The organism is Mesoplasma lactucae ATCC 49193, assembly GCF_002441935.1.
Lineage (GTDB): Bacteria > Bacillota_I > Bacilli_A > Mycoplasmatales > Mycoplasmataceae > Edwardiiplasma > Edwardiiplasma lactucae.
Window position 1 is genome coordinate 136,002 of the sequence record NZ_CP023668.1, and the last position, 17,303, is coordinate 153,304.

Consider the following 17,303-nt stretch of genomic DNA (forward strand, 5'->3'; position numbering starts at 1 on the left):
AAAACACTTACATTGCTGTAAGTGTTTTTTTGTTGTTCTAAGAATAAAAAAATGAGGTAAAACCTCATTAATTAATCGTCTAACCCTTGAGTTGAAACGTTTTTGTTTAGATAATCACTAATTCCTTTATTGTTATCTGAAGTAACTTCGTTACATAAGTTTAATAATTCATCAATGGCATTATTAACAGCAACACAGTGAATTTTTTCGTTTTTGAAGACAGGAATATCATTTTTGTTATCTCCAAAGTAGATTACTTCCTCTTGTTTAATATTAACTTTGTCATATTTTTTCATAATTGAAAGAAGGTTAATTAATCCAGTGTTTTTATCATTTCCAACAGCAACACTATCATAGATAACTAAGAATAATTGATATCAAACGTTGAAATCGTTAACAATAAATCTAGCATAGTCAACTTTATTGATTTCAACGATTTCATATCTTTTGAAGTCTAATTTTTTAAATGTTTTTTCAACTGTTTTAACATTATTATTTTGTAAAGCTACAAAGCTTTCATTTGTTATGAAGTTGAAAATAACAGATCCATTAGAACCAATGAATCATTTAGTATATTCAGTTACTCCAATTCCACCTTCAGTTAAGATTTGATATCCAGCTTGTGGTAAACCACCAGTATCCATAACAAAATAAACTTGATCAGCGACTAATTCAGTGATTGCCATTTGGTTTTGATCGCTTAGGTTGTAGTCATTTGTAAGTAGGGTACCATCAATATCTGTAGCAATCATTTTAATGTTTTCTAGTTCTTTTCGCATAAAAAACCTCCTAGTTTTGTGAATGTTTATCTTGATTTTAGCATTATAATTTCTTATTAGAATGTTTTAATTGTTATTCAGAAGATTTTTCTTAAAGCTATTTGATAATGTTATTATTATATAAATACAAAATAGTTTTGAGGAGAGAAAAAATGGTACCAGTAATCATTGTTGTTGTAATTATAACCGCTGTACTTTTAGCAGGAATTTGAATTTCAAAAATGCGTAGTAAAAAACATAAAAACAACACTAGAAATAATAATGGCAATTTCTCTTCTCGCCAACGCGCTGAAAAAGAGAGAATGAACCGTGGAGCTAATCGCCAAACTACTTTTTTTGAGACTCAATCACAAATCTGGTTTTCAAATAGTCAAAAAGTAATTCCGATTAAAAAATATAATTATTCTGAAATTGCTACAGACTTTCCCTTCTTTACAAACTTTAATGAAAGTGAAAAGTTTTTACATGATAAGAAAATTTCAGCTCAAAGACAAGTTGAAGCTAAAAGAGCTTTAAATAAAATTCAAAAAGAATTTAATAAAAGTTTTAATAATGCTTTAGCAGGATTATTTAATTACTTTAATCGTACTTCAGCTAGAATGGATGATAATGTTTTAAGATATTTCAACCAATATTATGGTTATTTCTTAAATGTTAACCATGAATTGTTAGAAAGATATTTATACAACACAACAGTTTCGCATGTTATTGAACAAGCTTTAGGGAAAGGCTTGATTGGTGATGATGGTTATATTAGAGCTGCTTTAAATTCTTATACACAAAGTATTAATGGTGCGGTTAATGAAATTGCTCAACGTATTCAACAAGACCAAGCTGAACAAAATCAACAGTTCTTTGATGATTTATTCAGACAATTTAGAGAGGCTTTTGAACAATCGACAAATGGTAGCTATAGCTATAGAAGTTCTGAAAGTCACGGATACTACGAAGAGAAAGTTAATGGGAAAACCGTTTTGCAAGCTGCATACACAACTTTACAAGTTGAAGAGAGTGCAACTGATGATGAAGTTAAAAAAGCATATAGAAAACTAGCAAAAGAATATCACCCAGATAGAAATCCTTCAAAAGAAGCTAAGGATAAAATGGCTGCAGTTAATAATGCTTATGATACTGTTAAAAAATCAAGAAATATGAAATAAAAGGATATGAAAATTATGGAAGATTTATTAAGAAAAAACGTCAAATTAAATAATGGGATTGACATGCCAATGGTTGGATTAGGGACTTATAAGATGACTGATCCGGTCGAAGGCGCTAATGCGATTGCTGCTGCAATCAACATGGGTTATCGAATGATTGATACTGCTGATTATTACAACAATCAAAAAATTGTTGCTAAGGGAATTGAAAAATCATCTAAAACTAGAGAAGACTTATTTATCACATCAAAAATTTGATTTACTGACCAAGCTCATGACGATACTATTAAAGCTTTTAATCGTATTTTAAAAGAATTAAAAACTGATTATTTAGATTTAGTTTTAGTTCACTGACCAAGTGATAAAGGAACTGAATGCTATAAAGCTTTAGAAGAACTTTATAATGATAAAAAAATTAGAGCAATTGGAGTTTCTAACTATCTTGAAGATGATTTAAAGAAACTAATTTCTGAAGTTGATATTGTTCCAATGGTTGATCAAGTTGAACTTCACCCGTTATTACCAATGGTTGAATTACAAAAATTTGCTACTAAAAATAAAGTGCATTTGGAAAGTTGAAGAACAATGCTAAATGGTGAAGTTGCTAAAATTCCTTATATTGAAGAATTAGCAGCAAAATATGAAACAACACCTCAAGCTATTTCTTTAAAATGAGCATTACAAAGAGGAATTATTATTATTCCAAAATCAGTTCATGAAGACAGAATCAAAGCTAATGCAACTGAAATCAATAAATTTGATTTAACAAAAGAAGAAATTCAAAAGATTAATGAACTTGGACCTGAAACTAGATTAGGACCAGATCCTTTAACTTATGGAAAAGAAGAAACTAAATAAGAATGGAGAATAATTTCTTATGAAAATAGATGAAAAAGTTTTAATAGATAAATATTTTAAAGAAGCCTATGAACAAACTAAAAAGATTTTATCAATCCCTTCTTATGCTCAACCAAAAGAAGCTAATAAACCTTTTGGACCTGGAGTTTATGATGTTTTAAACTATGTAATGGATTTAGCAAAATCTTTAGGATTTGAAACTCATAAAGATGAACAAAATCGTTATGGATTCTTAGATTTTGGTAAGGGTGATGAAATCTTTGTGATTTTAGGTCACTTAGATGTTGTTCCCCCTGGAAATATTAAAGAATGAGTTACACCACCATTTACTCCTATTGAACAAGATGGAAAATTAATTGGTCGTGGTGCTTTTGATGATAAAGGGCCAACTATGATGAACCTTTATGCTTTAAAATATTTACTTGATAATGGGTTTGAACCTGACTATAAAATTAGAATGATTTTTGGTTTAACTGAAGAAACAACTTGAGAATCAATTCATGCTTATATTGATGACTATGGGTATGGAAATGTTGCTATGGGTTATACTCCTGATGCAGAATTTCCAGTTGTTTATGCTGAAAAATGAGTTGTTGATTTAGATGTTGTTGGTAACTTAGAAACTGATTTTTCTATTAAAGGAGGGGAAGCTTATAATGTGGTTGATGATCTTGTCACTTACAAAGGACCAAAAACCGATGATATTGCTACCTACTTAAAAGAAAACAATATTCCAACCTCTTTTAATGATAAAAATGAATTAGTTGTACAAGGAAAAGCTGGACATGGAAGTTTACCTTGATTAGGAATTAATGCTGCAACTTGACTAGGAAGAGCTATGAAAAATGTTGGTATTAAAAATGAAGTTGTTGATTCCTTAAACAACATGCATGAAGATTATTATGCTAAAAACTTCGTTAAACCAATTGATGACGAAACCGGCCCTTTAACGCAAAACTTAGGAATTATTAATGTTGAAAACGGAAAACAAAAATTCAGTTTAAACTTTAGGGTTCCAGCGTTAGCAAATCCACAAACTGATTTTATTAAACCTTATACAGACAAAATGAAAGAATATGGATTTGATGTTGAAAACATTAGCATTGAAGATCATGTTTATGTTGATAAGAATTCAGAATTAATTAAAAAGATTATGAAAGCATATCAAGAAGTAACTGGTGATTATAAATCAGAACCATTAGCTATTGGTGGAGGTACTTATGCTAAAGCTATGCCAAATGTTGTAGCATTTGGAGCTGAGTTTGATATGGACCATTCAACAATGCATGCTTACAACGAATTTGTTTATGTTGATGATCTAAAAAAGATGTTAGAAATTTATACTAAAGCTTTAGTTTTATTAACTAAAAAAGACAAATAATAAATATATGATTAGACCAGTTTTTTAGCTGGTCTTTTTAATTGTTTTTATTAAGGTTTTATTGTTGAATTAAGAGCGGTTTTTTTATAAAATGATTATGTTGTTTATCGTTTAAATGTAGATAATCAATACACAAGAGGGAATGACAAGCCGTGTGCTCAAGCTTTTAATATTTGAGTGGTCGTTGTTTAGAACCTTTTGGAAGCTTAACAAACAAAGGAAGGTATATATAATTATGTCAAAAGAATTAACTAGAGAAGAATTATGAGACGCTGGTGTTCAATACGGACACCAAACAAAAAGATGAAACCCAAAAATGAAACCATACATTTATGGAGTTAAAAATAAAAACCACATCATTGATTTACAACAAACAATGGATGCTTTAACAGAAGTCAAAAAAGTAGTTGCTGACATGGCAACTAAAGGTGGAAAAATCTTATTCGTAGGAACAAAAAGAAGTGCTAAACCAGCAATGAAAGAAGCTGCTTTAAGATCACAAAACTTCTACGTAAACTCACGTTGATTAGGGGGAACTCTAACTAACATGAAAACTATTTCACACAGAATTAAAACTCTTTGAAATATTGAACAAGAAGAAAAATCAGGACAATTAGCTTTAAGACCTAAAAAAGAACAAGTTTTAATCTTAAAAGAAAAAGCTAAATTAGAAAAAAACTTAGGTGGAATTAAACAAATGCACAAATTGCCAGCAGCATTATTTGTAGCAGATCCTAAAACTGATGAAATCGCAGTTAAAGAAGCACGTAAATTAGGAATCCCAGTTATCGCAATTTGTGATACTAACGCAGATCCTGACTTAGTAGATTACGTAATTCCAGGAAACGATGATTTAATGGAATCAATCAACATCTTAACTAACGATATCGTTGATGCTTACGCAGAAGCAGCTAACATTAAAATGGCTCCATCTGTATTAAGAACAAAAATCGTAAAAAGAGAACGTACTGAAGGCGACAACAGAAGACCTTACAACAATAACCGTGGAGATAGAAAACCTTTCAACCGTGATAACAATGGTGAAAAAAGAACTTTCAACCGCGATAACAATGGTGAAAAAAGAACTTATGTAAAAAGAACAGATAGAACTGATGCACCAAAAACTGAAAACAAAACAGAAGAAACTAAATAATTAATTTAATTTCTAAACACTAAATTAACAGGAGGAAAAACAAAATGGCAATTGATGCAAAACAAGTTAAACAATTAAGAGAAATGACATCAGCTGGTATGATGGATTGTAAAAAAGCATTAGAAGCAACAAACGGAAATATTGATGACGCTGTTATCTGATTACGTGAAAACGGATTAGCAAAAGCAGCTAAAAAATCTGATCGTGTTGCTGCTGAAGGTGTTGCTGTAGCTAAACAAGATGATATTAGTGCAGTAATTATGGAAGTTAACTCAGAAACTGATTTTGTTGCTAAAAACAAAGAATTTATGCAATTAATCGATGATTTAGCTGATGCTTTCTTAGGACAAGAAGCAGTTAGTGCTGAAGAAGCAAAAGGAATCACTTTAAAATCAGGTGAAACTGTTGCTGAAGCTTTAACTAATGCAACTGCAAAAATTGGAGAAAAAATCGATTTACGTCGTTTAAATATCCATACTAAAAAACCTGGAGAAGTTGTATCTGTTTACAACCACGCAAATAACCGTGTTTCAGTAATGTTAGTATTTGATGGAACTATTTCAGAAGATGATGCTTATAACGTAGCAATGCACGTAGCTGCTATGAACCCAGCATACATGACAAGAGATGAAATTCCAGCAGACTTCATTGAACAAGAAAAACACGTTATCTCAGAAAACACTGATTTAACTGGAAAACCTGAAAACATTAAAGAAAACATCTTAAAAGGTAAATTAAACAAGCGTTTAGCTGAAGTTAACTTACTAGACCAAAACTTTGTTTTAGATGAAAACTTCAAAGTTGGAGACTTTATCAAAGCAAAAGGTGGTATTCTAAAAGAAATGATCCGTTACGAAGTTGGAGAAGGAATCGAAAAAGTCGAAACTGACTTCGCTTCAGAAGTAGCTGCTCAAGTTAAAGGTGGAAACTAGAAAATGTTATCAAATATTCTAATGTCAGATAAGGGCTTTGCAAAAGGTCGCTTAACTGTAAATGGTACTGAAAACACACAATTCTTAATTTTAGGAGTTGTGTTAGCAGTAGTCTGAGCCTTACTAACAGGTATGGTTCTATTCTACTTATACAAATTTAAAAAAGTTCAAGCAAAAGAAAAATTATATGGAAAACCAATGCTATTCACAACCTTAGGGTTAGGTTTAGTGGTTCTATTAATGTGAATTCTAATCTTGGCTTTCTGATCAAAACCAGAATCAATTTTTAAAAATGCAGATAAAGCGTACAGTGCTTTAATCGCAGTAACTGTCATTGGATTCGTTGCTCTTGCTGTAGCTGTTGTCTTATTATGAGTTAAATTACCCGACTATGGTATTGCTTTTACAGATGATGAAATTTTATTCTTAGGAGAATCAATTCCTTACAACAAAATTACAAAAATCGTTAAAGATACAAAAACTGGAAATGTTTATGTAAACTACCTACAAGGTAAAAGAGCTCACAAAAAACAAAAATTTAGTTCAACTTCTGTCTTTGGACAATTCGTTTTAGCTAACGCTGAAATAACTGGTCACAAAGTTTCAGAAGAAGATGAATTAAAATACTTTAAATCATTAGCTAATGCTGATGCTAAAGCAGAAAAAGAACACGATGCAGAAGTAAGTAGAAAAGTTCAAGAACAAAGTTCTAAACCAAAAACTACTAAAGACGAAAATAAAAAAGATAATAAATAGTATTAAAATATAGTTCTACGGAACTATATTTTTTTATTTGAAAGGGGAATAAAGAATGAAAGACAATAATTCAAACGCTTATCTAAATTGAGAGCGTTTTATGTTTTTAGATTTTGAAACTGCAAACTATGACAATGCGAGTGCTTGTCAGTTAGCTTTCGAAGTTTATGAACATGGAAAAGTTATTTTTAGTTACAACCAATTAATCAAACCAAGCCCTTATTATTTCCATCCGTTTCATGTTAGTGTCCATGGAATTAAACCAGAAGATGTTATTGATGCACCTGAATTTGATGAAGTATGAGAAGAAATTAAGCCTTGATTTAATCAAGATACCTTAGTAATCGCTCATAATGCTAGTTTTGATATGGGTGTTTTATCAAAAACTTTAGATAAATATGAAATTGAAAAACCACAATTCTACTATGGATGCTCAGTTTTTATGTTAAGAAAAATGACTGATTATCGCTATCCTAGTTATTCTTTAGGAAAACTTGCTAACCAACTAGATATTAGTTTTAATCATCATGATGCTATGGCAGATGCTCATGCAATCAAACAAATCATCGATAAGTTTGATAATGATTTACCTCACTTTACTAAGAGTGCTTATGAAAAAGGTTATCGTTATAAAAAGTTTAATTAAAAATAAAGATAGTATAATAAAAGTGAAAAGAATAAATAAGGGAGCTAGTAAACTGGCTGAGAGTTAGATGTGATCTAAGACCTATAACCTGATTTGGATAATGCCAACGTAGGAAAATTTATTAAAAGATAAATTTTTTTAAATGGCGCATTCTAATTTTGAATGCGTTTTTATTCGAACTGTTTAATTCTTCAAAAGGAATGAAAAAATGGTTTTAACAGATATTAAAAAAGAAAGTCTAATTAAAAAAACAAACTTAGGTTGAAAGTACTTTTTAAACATGAGCTGAAGTATTGTTGTTTATGCCTTAATTTTGGCTTTAACAATTGTTTTAAATATTGTCTATAATGATTCTTTAAAGACAAATTCTGGTGCTTTATATTATGTTTGAATTGTTGTAGAAAGTTTTGCTTTAATTGTCTTTTTAGCCTTTATTGTAGTTGGTTTGAACACCATCAACTATAGCTGGTATGAATGAAAAGAAAAGTTAATTTATGCTTTTATTAGTTTAAATTTAATTAGAATAATTTATGTTATTAACTTTGCTGTTAAAAAAGATTATTGAACTTTTAAAATTGAAAAATGAACCACAATGGATTACACCTTAATTGCTATGAGTTATGCAATTTATATGATCTTAACTTTTATTTGTAAACAATTAATACCAACTATTCCTATTTTATTTGTGAGTTTGAGCTTTGAATATATTGCTTTGTTCTTTATAGCTTTTATTACTGGTTCATTTTTAAAAACCTTTGTAACTGGAATGTTATGTGGATTATCATTGTTATTTTTTCCATCAACTTACTTTATTAATTTTCCACAATTTCTTTTAGATTATTTAATCCCTAACCTTTGTGTTTCCTTAGCTTGTTTAGTGAACTTTACAAACGATAAACAAAAGAAAATTAGTAAGATGTTTACTTTTATGACTATTCCTTATTTAGGAATTTATCTTTCAAGAGTTTTAGCTGGGGTTGTTTTTTATATAACTATGGCTTATCCTGGTTTTCCAGTTTTACTGTATTCTGCTATCATAAATGGAATAAATTCCATGTTTGATTATTTAACCTTAAGTTTAATCACTCCAATTATCCTTTGAAGATTATTTTCTTTACAAAAACGATATAAAAACAAAATAAGAACCATTAAATAGCTTAGTTTAGGCAATTCAATTTACAATGGTTCTTATTTTTTTTATAATTTTAGAAAGAACATCGGAGGAATATGATGGATTTAAAATACAAACGCGTACTATTGAAACTTAGTGGTGAAGCATTAAAAGGTGAAAACGAAATTTATGATAAAGAAAAACTTGATGAAATCGTTGATCAATTAATTACTTTAGCTAATAACAACCTACAATTAGGAATCGTAATTGGAGGAGGAAATATTTGAAGAGGTAAACTTGCTTCTGATCTAGGAATTCCTCAACTTAACGGTGATTATATGGGAATGATGGCTACATTAATGAATGTGCTTGCGTTACAAGCAAGATTAAATGAAAAAGGGTATAACAAAGTTATTGTTTATTCAGCTTTAGATGTTAGAACCATTTCAAGTGCTTATAACTTTATTGAAGCTAGACAAAAATTAGAAGAAGGATATATTGTTCTTTTTGCAACAGGAACTGGTTATGGATATTTCACAACTGATACTACTGCTACAATTAGAGGAATTGAAATTGATGCTGATGCAATTTTAATGGCTAAAAATGGAGTTAAAGGTGTTTATGATAGCGACCCCAAAGTTAATCCAAATGCTAAATTCTTCGAAAAATTAACATATAATGATATTGTTGAAAAAGATTTACAAGTCATGGATCAAACAGCTGCAATTTTAGCTAAAAATGGAAATATGAAAATTGAAGTTTTTGACATGAGTGGTAAAGATAATTTAGTAAAAATGGCTGAAGGAAAATTACCTTCAACTACAATTTCAAAATAAGGAGAGAAAATAATATGACAACACAAGACATTATTAAACAAACAGAACAACAAATGGATAAAACCATTGATGCGTTTTTAACACACGTATCACAAATCAGAACAGGAAGAGCTAACCCACAAATGTTAAATGGAGTTTTAGTTGATGCTTATGGTACACCAACTCCATTAAATCAAGTAGCACAAATCAGTGCACCTGAACCACAAACAATCGTTGTTAAACCATATGATAAAGGACAAATTAACACAATCGTTTCTGGAATTAACAAAGCTGGATTAGGAATGAATCCAATTCCTGATGCTGAAGTTATTAGAATTAATATTCCACCTTTAACTGAAGAAATCAGAAAAGATGTAGTTAAAAAAATGAGAAAAGATTTAGAAGAATATAAAGTACAAATCCGTAACGAACGTCGTAAAGCAATCGGTAATGTTATCAAATCTGATGACTTCTCAAATGATGTTGAAACTCAATTTGAAAAAGACATGGATGTAGTTACTAGAAAATACATCGAAAAACTAGATGATGCTGCTAAAGCTAAAGAACAACAATTAATGACTGTTTAATTTTTATTGTTGTAAATTGAAACTAAACACTAAAAAGGGTTATAATTATAACTAAATTAAAGAAGAAGAGGTAATCATATGAAATATGAGATTGGGCAAATCGTTTTAATTAACGATAAGAACTATATTGTTTTGGATTTTGAATTTGATAAAAGTGGAGATAAAAAAGCTCCAAAAATTGCTTTAGTTCAAAACTTAAACGATGCAAAAGATATTCAAAAAGTTAATGTTGAAAATCTTAAATCAGTTGATGGAGTTGGTAAAGTAGTTTCAAGAACTACTACTAAAACAGCTAAACCATCATCTTCAAAAAAAGCTGACGTCAAAAAACCAGCTACAAAGAAAACAACAAATTCTAAAACCAAAACAAAAGTTAGCCAAGAAGAAAAAGATCGTTCAATTGCTGAATATTATTCAGATGAACAATTTAACAATTTCGGAAAAGATTCAGAAAAAAAAGATACCTCAAAATCTTCTTCAACTAAAAAAGTTGAAAAACCTGAAGCAAAAAAAGCAACTAAAAAAGTTGCTTCATCCGATAAAAAAGTAGTTGAAAAAAAAGTTGAAGTAAAAAAACCAGCTACAAAGAAAACAACTACCAAAACAACAACAACTAAAAAAGTTGAACCTAAAAAAACAGAAGTTAAAAAAGAAACTGTTAAAAAACCAGCGACCGTAAATGGAGATAGCAGTGAAATTTTATTTAACCCAGAAGCTGCTAAGAAAACTAACTTCCATGAAGAACGTGTAATTAAAGAAGAACAAAAAGCAGCCAAAAAAGATTTAGCTAAACAAGATGAAAAACTTAAAGCTGAAGCAAAAGCAATTGATAAAAGAACTGCTGAACTTGAAAAGAAAGCAGATAAAAAAGTAGTTGAAAAAAAACCTGCTAAAGCTAAAAAAGAAAAAGTTAAAAAAGCTAAAACCAAAAAAGCTGAAAAAGTAGAATCAAAAGAAACTAAAAAACCAGCTAAAAAAGAAAAGGCTGCTAAACCCGCTAAAGCTAAGAAGGCTAAAAAAGAAAAACCAATTAAAAAGGTTAAATTAGCTAATACTAGAAAACCTGTAGTTAAAGCAAAAGACGCTAACAAAGTTGATCCTAAAAAAGTAGATGCTGCAATAGCGGAATTCTATAATGCTATGGATATGGAAAAAGTTGCTCCAAAAACTAATAAGAGTGAAAAATTAAAACCAACCGATCAAAAAGTCGAAGCAATTAAAAAACCAAAACCCGAAGAATTGAAACAAAAACCAGTTGAAAAATCTGCAAAAGATTATGACAAAATGGTTAAAGAACAACAAAAAGCAATTGATGAATTCTATAGTAATGATTTATTCAATGAACCAGTTCAAGCAAGAACACCTAAAAAAGGTGGGGACTTATTAATTCAAGTTAATAACCAAGTTGATATTCAAACTTTATCTTCAAATAATAAAAAGCCAGAAGCTAATTTAAAAAAAGAAGCTAATGAGCCAAAACTAAAAGAAGTTAAATCTACAACAACTTATGTTGCTCCGATTAATGTTACTGATGAAGATAACACTATTACTAAAAGCGATATTAAAAAAGAAAACCGTGAAATTGAAAAAATCGATCGTAAAACAAAAAGAGCTAATAGTAAATTAATTAGAGAAAATAAAAAGGCTGCAAAAAAAGCAGAACGTGTTGCTAAAGAACAAGCAAAACACATTAAAAAAGAATACAACGAACAACTAAAAGCTGAAACTAAAGAAATCAAAAAAGATGACCACGAAATCAAAAAAGACGTTAAAGAAATCAAAAAAGATGTCAAAAGCTTCGAAGTTGTAATTGAAAAAGCTGATAAGAAAATTACAAAAGCTCAAAAGAAAAATGATGAAGAAGTTAAGAAAGAAGTTAAAAAAGATAACGAACTTTCAAAACGTCAAACTCGTAAAGCTGTAAAAGAAGCTAAGAAACACGAAAAACAATTAGCTAAAGAAAACAAAAGATTTGATGATCATTTAAAAATGCATGATGGTGATGAAATTTGTTCTGAAACTACTCATGGAAATAAAAAAGCGAAAAAAGATTTACATAAAGCTGTAAAAGAAAATCGTGAAGTTAACCATGACTTAGAAACTGAATCTAAAAAAGGTCAAAAAGAATTAGCAAAAGATGCTAAGAAAACTAATAAAGCCTTTGAAGAAAAAGCTAAGAAGCAAGAAGAACAAAAAATTAAAGCTGAAAAATTTGCAGATAAACAATTAGCACAAGCTGATGAAGTCAATGCAAAAGATAAAGCTAAAGAAAATAAAGAAGCTGCTAAATTAGCCAAAGCTCAAGCTAAAATTGATGCTAAGAAAGCAAAAAAAGAAGCCAAAAAAGCAAAAAAAGAAACTAGAGAAGCTAAAAAAGAAGCTGATGCAAGAGAATATCGTGAACACCAAGCAAAAGTTAAAAAACAACACAATGAAACTATCAATCCTACTAAGAAATCAGTAGACAAACAAAATGATGTTAAACCAGCTGTTGAAAAAACTATCGCTGAAACTAAAAAAGAAATGCCAATCGTTGATGAAACACCAATTGTTGAAGTTAAACAAATTAACATTAACAAAGAAATGAAAACTCAACCATGATTTACTAGTGAAAATCCAGGTCTTTCACCACAACCAGGTAAACGTAAAGCTGCTAAAAGAGTTAGAAAAGAAGATATCGCTAACTACTATAGTGCTCCAAAAATGGAAGTTGCTAAAGTATTACCGTATAATGAAAAACAAAGAATTAAGAAAACTGAATTCTTACGCCATTATCCTTTAAAACTTAAAGCACCATATCCATATTCAAAACACCCAAAATTAAAAACATTTAATAAAATTGGGTCTTTAGATGGATGGAAACCAATGGATCTATCTTCAATTAAACCTTCAGATAGACATTGAAAAAAACCTGAACCTGTTAAAAAAGAAGAAGCTAAAGTAATTAAAGCTGATAGTAAAATAACAGATGTTAAACCAAAAGGTGGAGATACTTGATATGATGAAATCTCTAACTTTAAAGCTAAAAAATAATTAAAACTTGCTTATAAATCACCCACCTTAAACGTTGGGTGATTTTTTTTACGTTATGAGTTAAAATTGAGTAATGAAACAACTTATAAAAGAGAAATGAGAAAACGTATGAACAAAACTATTTATCAAGCCTTTAAAGAACTTTTAATTAATGCTTTAAAAGCTGTTGGTGTAGATGATCAAAATCCACAAATTGAATTAAATAAAAAAGATATTGATGGTCACTATGCAACAAGTGCTGCTTTAGCTAATGCTAAAAAATCAAACCGTAAACCAATGGATTTAGCAATTCAAATTAGAGATGAACTATTAAAACATAATGATGTCATTGAAACTATTGATATTGCAGGACCTGGATTTATTAATGTAACCTTAACTTCTGCTTTTATTTCTAAAGTAATGGGGAATATTGATGAAGCAAAAGATAGATATGGTGCTGGAAGTAAAAAAGATTACATCGTTAACATTGAAGAAGTTTCAGCTAACCCAACAGGATATTTACATGTTGGACATGCAAGAAATGCTGTAATTGGTGATTCACTTGCAAGAATGTTTAAATTTGGCGGGTATGAAGTTCAAACTGAATATTATGTAAATGATGCTGGTAACCAAATTGATATTCTTGCTGTTACAGTTCTTGTTTACTATTTAAACAAATTAGGACAAAAAGTAGCTTTACCTGAACAATGTTATAAAGGTGAAGGTTATGAAATTGTAGCTGACAGAATCGTTCATGAATATGGAGAAAAATTTAAAGATGCAACTTGAACTGATAATAAAATTGATGATGAAGAAACAAACAGAATTTTTAGAGAAAAATCAACTGAATATTTCTTAGATATTATCAAAGCTCAATTAAAAGATTTAGGTGTACAAATTGATTACTATAATAGTGAAAAAGAATTATACAAAAATGATGATATTAATAAAGTCTTAACTCGTTTCAAAGAAGCTGGGGCAACTTATGAACAAGATGGAGCTTTATTCTTAAACACTACTAAGTATGGCGATGATAAAGACCGTGTGTTAATTAAATCAGATGGTTCATATACTTACTTAACTCCAGATTTAGCTTCACATGAAATTCGTATTCAAAGAACTAAAGCAAATAAATTAATTAATGTTTGAGGTGGAGATCACCATGGATATATTGCTAGAGTTCGCGCTGGGTTAGAATGATTAGGTTCTCCTTCTGACATTTTAGAAATTGAAATGATTCAAATTGTTCGTGTTATTAAAGATGGTGCTGAATTCAAAATGTCTAAACGTGCTGGAACAGCTGTTTGATTAATTGATTTATTAGATATTGTTGGAAAAGATGCTTTACGTTACATGTTAGCTTCAAAAGCTTCAGATTCTCATATGGATTTAGACTTAGATGTTATTAAACAAAAGAATGCATCTAACCCAGTTTATTATGCACAATACGCAACTGCTAGATTAAATTCAGTTCTAGAACAAGGTTCAGAACGTGGGTTAAAACCAAAATTTGACCAAACTGCTTTATTAAAAGAAAAGAAAGAACAAGATTTATTAATTACTTTAGATAGTTTCCAAGAAACTGTTGAAACTGCAATTAGAAACCGTGCTCCACAAATGATTACAGAGTACATTCAAACAATCGCTCGTCAATTCCATTCTTACTATGCTGACTTTAAAATTGTTGATGTTGATAATCTTGATTTAACTCAAGCAAGACTTGGGTTAGCTGCTTCAACATTACAAGTATTAAAAAACGCGTTTGGATTAATTGGGATTACTCCAAAAGAAGAAATGTAAGTTCATTCAAACTTTTTATAATCGAAAAAGTATATTATTAATAATAAGATATATCGAAAATAAGGAGGAAAAGAAATGTTAAATCAAAGTTGAGATTTATACATTCTTTCCCCCTTATTTTTATTTTTTGGAATAATTTCTGTAGGCTATGTCATCTTAAAAGAACGTTTAAGTTTAAAATGAATTGCCTTTACTTTAGAAATTATTTTCTTTTGAGTTGCTGCTGGAATAACTTTAACTTGAAATTCCGCACAAATGGGCTGATCTACTTTTTCAAATCCAGTTTCAGTTATGTTGTTGTTTTTTGGAACTAGCACTTTGTTTGCTGTATTCTTTAAACCATTAGCAACTTGGTTAACTGGTAAATTACATCATAGACGATGATTTATGTATTTAGGAATAGCAACTTTAATTCTTGCTATAATCACAACCTTCGCAAATACTGATGGAACAATTGTTGGTTTCATTTTTACAGCTTTATTTTTAGGAATTGCTGTTGCTAATAATTCTTTATATTTCTTATTTGAAAATGAACAATTCTACTATAGAATTGCACCAACTATGTCAGCAACAATTGTTTCTATCTTTATTTTGTTTGGAACTTTCTTAGGAAGTTATATTGCACAATTAGAAATCTTTTTATCAAGAAATAATAGTAATAACAATCATGTAATTCTATTTACTTTAGGTTTATTGTTCTTAACTATAAGTTGTATTTTCTTAACAGTTAATAAGGAAAACCCGACTTGAGTAAGAGGGTTTAATGAAGCCATTTTGGATGAATTACCTAAATATAATTGAAAAGTTTTAGTAGGATTAGTTGGAGTTACTTTTGCAACAACAGTTATTTTTACAATCACTCAATCATCAATTGTTGTTGATTTCTTAACTGCAAAACTATTACCAAAACATCATTTCGATATGGATTTAGTCAGACCATGATTAAATACTTATAGTACTTTTTATTCTGTGCCTCAATTCTTATTTGGATATTTAATCTATAAGAAGGTTACTGATAAAGTTGGCTATCGTTCAATTATCATAGTTTCTATGTCATTGATTTTCGCAAGTTTAGTTGTTGAAACATTTACAACTAATGCTTATGTCTTCATTTTCTTTAACTTAATAATTGCCTTAGCGGCTTCACAAGTTTTCTATGCTTTCTTTGCTATGGCTATTATGTGAAACTATAGATCTCATGGATTACCAATCACTGGTTTTGTAGCTGGAAGTCAATCCTTAGGACAATTCTTGGTTACTATGATTGTTGGGTCTATAAAAATCAACGATAGAGGCATATTTAAGGACTTTAACGCGATTGATTTAACTAATGCTGCTAATAACACAGAAGCTATTAATAACTTCGCTAATAACGCTGGAAACGTAATTATGGTTTTATATGCAATCTTAGCTTTATTTATTGTTTTATTAGCAGTAATTATGTTCTTTACAATGAAGATATACTTTGCTGATGCTATGGATTTAAATAACGCCAGAATAAATATGAAGAGAATATTAAAAAACGAAATTAAAACAAGTATTAATACTAGAACAACTAGTTCATTGCTTGAAAATAAGGGAGAATAACAATGATTAAAGAATTAGATAAAAGTGGATTAGAGAAATTATTTAAAGACGATTTTGTCTTTAAAAGAGTAGAACCAAGTTTTCAAAAAGAGATGTTAGCTCAAATTCCTACCAATAAAGAACTCAACCTAGATAGTGTCAATGATCGTAGGGTAGCTATTGAATTTTTAAGATATGTTGAGAAAAAAGATTTTGCTGAGTTAGTGAAATATGAAGATGAGTTACAACTATTCTTAGTAATAATTGCAGCTATAAATAATCGCCGTAATGTAACTCAATCAGATTTATTAACTTTAACAAAAATTGATATGCCTTTTGACAATTGAAACGAAACCATTTTAAAAGATATTAAACAAACTATGTTTTACGAGCTATACATTTATATGGATAAAAACGGTGATATCAAAGATGAAATGACTAATAAGTTAGAAAATAAAACCTTAACTAATGAAGATAAAAAACAAGCTAAATCAATTGCTGATTGATGTAATAAGGAAGTTGAATTCTTAGATACTACCCGTAATCAAGTACTTGCTGGAACTCAATTTAAGAACATTTTTATGAAAAATGAAATTATTAATTTCTATGATCAATGTCTAGATACAATCAAAAGAAGATTAAAATCCCAAGCTTTAGGATTCAGTGTAGCTAGTCAAAGTTAAAGATTTATACTGAAACAATCACAAAATAAAACAATCGTGCTATAATGAAGTTATCAAACTTTAT

Annotated in this window: 14 protein-coding genes, 1 pseudogene and 1 riboswitch; of the genes and pseudogenes, 14 read left to right on the top strand and 1 reads right to left on the bottom strand. The window is 29.4% G+C overall.

The annotated features are described in order from the left end of the window. Positions 1-71 precede the first annotated feature (71 nt). The gene (locus CP520_RS00600; RefSeq protein WP_096862548.1) at positions 72-779 is read right to left on the bottom strand and encodes an HAD family hydrolase; all 708 of its coding nucleotides are present in this window, start codon (positions 777-779) and stop codon (positions 72-74) included. A 974-nt stretch (positions 780-1,753) separates the two neighbouring features. Between CP520_RS00600 and CP520_RS03765 the strand changes: the two are divergent. The 14 genes and pseudogenes from CP520_RS03765 to CP520_RS00670 all read left to right on the top strand — a co-directional run. After that, positions 1,754-1,933: pseudogene (locus CP520_RS03765) on the top strand (DnaJ domain-containing protein); the annotation flags it as partial. Between the two features lie 21 nt (positions 1,934-1,954). Beyond that, a complete protein-coding gene (locus tag CP520_RS00610) occupies positions 1,955-2,797 on the top strand; it encodes an aldo/keto reductase (RefSeq protein WP_096862549.1) in 843 nt (280 codons plus the stop codon). Positions 2,798-2,816: 19 nt separating this feature from the next. Further along, positions 2,817-4,178 carry a Sapep family Mn(2+)-dependent dipeptidase gene (locus CP520_RS00615; protein ID WP_096862550.1) on the top strand — a complete coding sequence of 454 codons (1,362 nt, stop codon included), beginning with the start codon at positions 2,817-2,819 and terminating at the stop codon, positions 4,176-4,178. A gap of 235 nt (positions 4,179-4,413) precedes the next feature. After that, positions 4,414-5,331, top strand: coding sequence for a 30S ribosomal protein S2 (gene rpsB, locus CP520_RS00620; RefSeq protein WP_096862551.1), 918 nt, complete (start codon positions 4,414-4,416; stop codon positions 5,329-5,331). 44 nt (positions 5,332-5,375) lie between these two features. Beyond that, a complete protein-coding gene (tsf, locus tag CP520_RS00625) occupies positions 5,376-6,263 on the top strand; it encodes a translation elongation factor Ts (RefSeq protein ID WP_096862552.1) in 888 nt (295 codons plus the stop codon). Positions 6,264-6,284: 21 nt separating this feature from the next. After that, entirely contained in the window at positions 6,285-7,019 is a 735-nt protein-coding gene (locus tag CP520_RS00630; RefSeq protein WP_169835696.1) for a hypothetical protein, read from the top strand. Between the two features lie 55 nt (positions 7,020-7,074). After that, positions 7,075-7,665, top strand: coding sequence for an exonuclease domain-containing protein (locus CP520_RS00635; protein WP_096862554.1), 591 nt, complete (start codon positions 7,075-7,077; stop codon positions 7,663-7,665). 27 nt (positions 7,666-7,692) lie between these two features. Next, positions 7,693-7,798, top strand: a riboswitch (TPP riboswitch). A gap of 75 nt (positions 7,799-7,873) precedes the next feature. Then, entirely contained in the window at positions 7,874-8,821 is a 948-nt protein-coding gene (locus CP520_RS00640; protein ID WP_096862555.1) for an energy-coupled thiamine transporter ThiT, read from the top strand. Positions 8,822-8,895: 74 nt separating this feature from the next. Next, entirely contained in the window at positions 8,896-9,612 is a 717-nt protein-coding gene (gene pyrH, locus CP520_RS00645; RefSeq protein WP_096862556.1) for a UMP kinase, read from the top strand. A 14-nt stretch (positions 9,613-9,626) separates the two neighbouring features. Next, complete coding sequence (frr, locus tag CP520_RS00650) at positions 9,627-10,178, top strand: ribosome recycling factor (protein ID WP_096862557.1); 552 nt, start codon at positions 9,627-9,629, stop codon at positions 10,176-10,178. A 78-nt stretch (positions 10,179-10,256) separates the two neighbouring features. Beyond that, positions 10,257-13,211, top strand: a complete 2,955-nt coding sequence (locus tag CP520_RS03695) for a hypothetical protein (RefSeq protein WP_157755762.1) — start codon at positions 10,257-10,259, stop codon at positions 13,209-13,211. 108 nt (positions 13,212-13,319) lie between these two features. Further along, complete coding sequence (gene argS / locus CP520_RS00660) at positions 13,320-14,990, top strand: arginine--tRNA ligase (RefSeq protein WP_096862558.1); 1,671 nt, start codon at positions 13,320-13,322, stop codon at positions 14,988-14,990. 75 nt (positions 14,991-15,065) lie between these two features. Then, positions 15,066-16,577 (top strand): MFS cation transporter, encoded by a 1,512-nt coding sequence (locus CP520_RS00665; protein WP_096862559.1) that lies wholly within the window; start codon positions 15,066-15,068, stop codon positions 16,575-16,577. A 2-nt stretch (positions 16,578-16,579) separates the two neighbouring features. Continuing rightward, positions 16,580-17,239: a hypothetical protein gene (locus CP520_RS00670; protein WP_096862560.1), complete on the top strand. Its 660-nt coding sequence runs from the start codon at positions 16,580-16,582 to the stop codon at positions 17,237-17,239. Positions 17,240-17,303 lie beyond the last annotated feature (64 nt).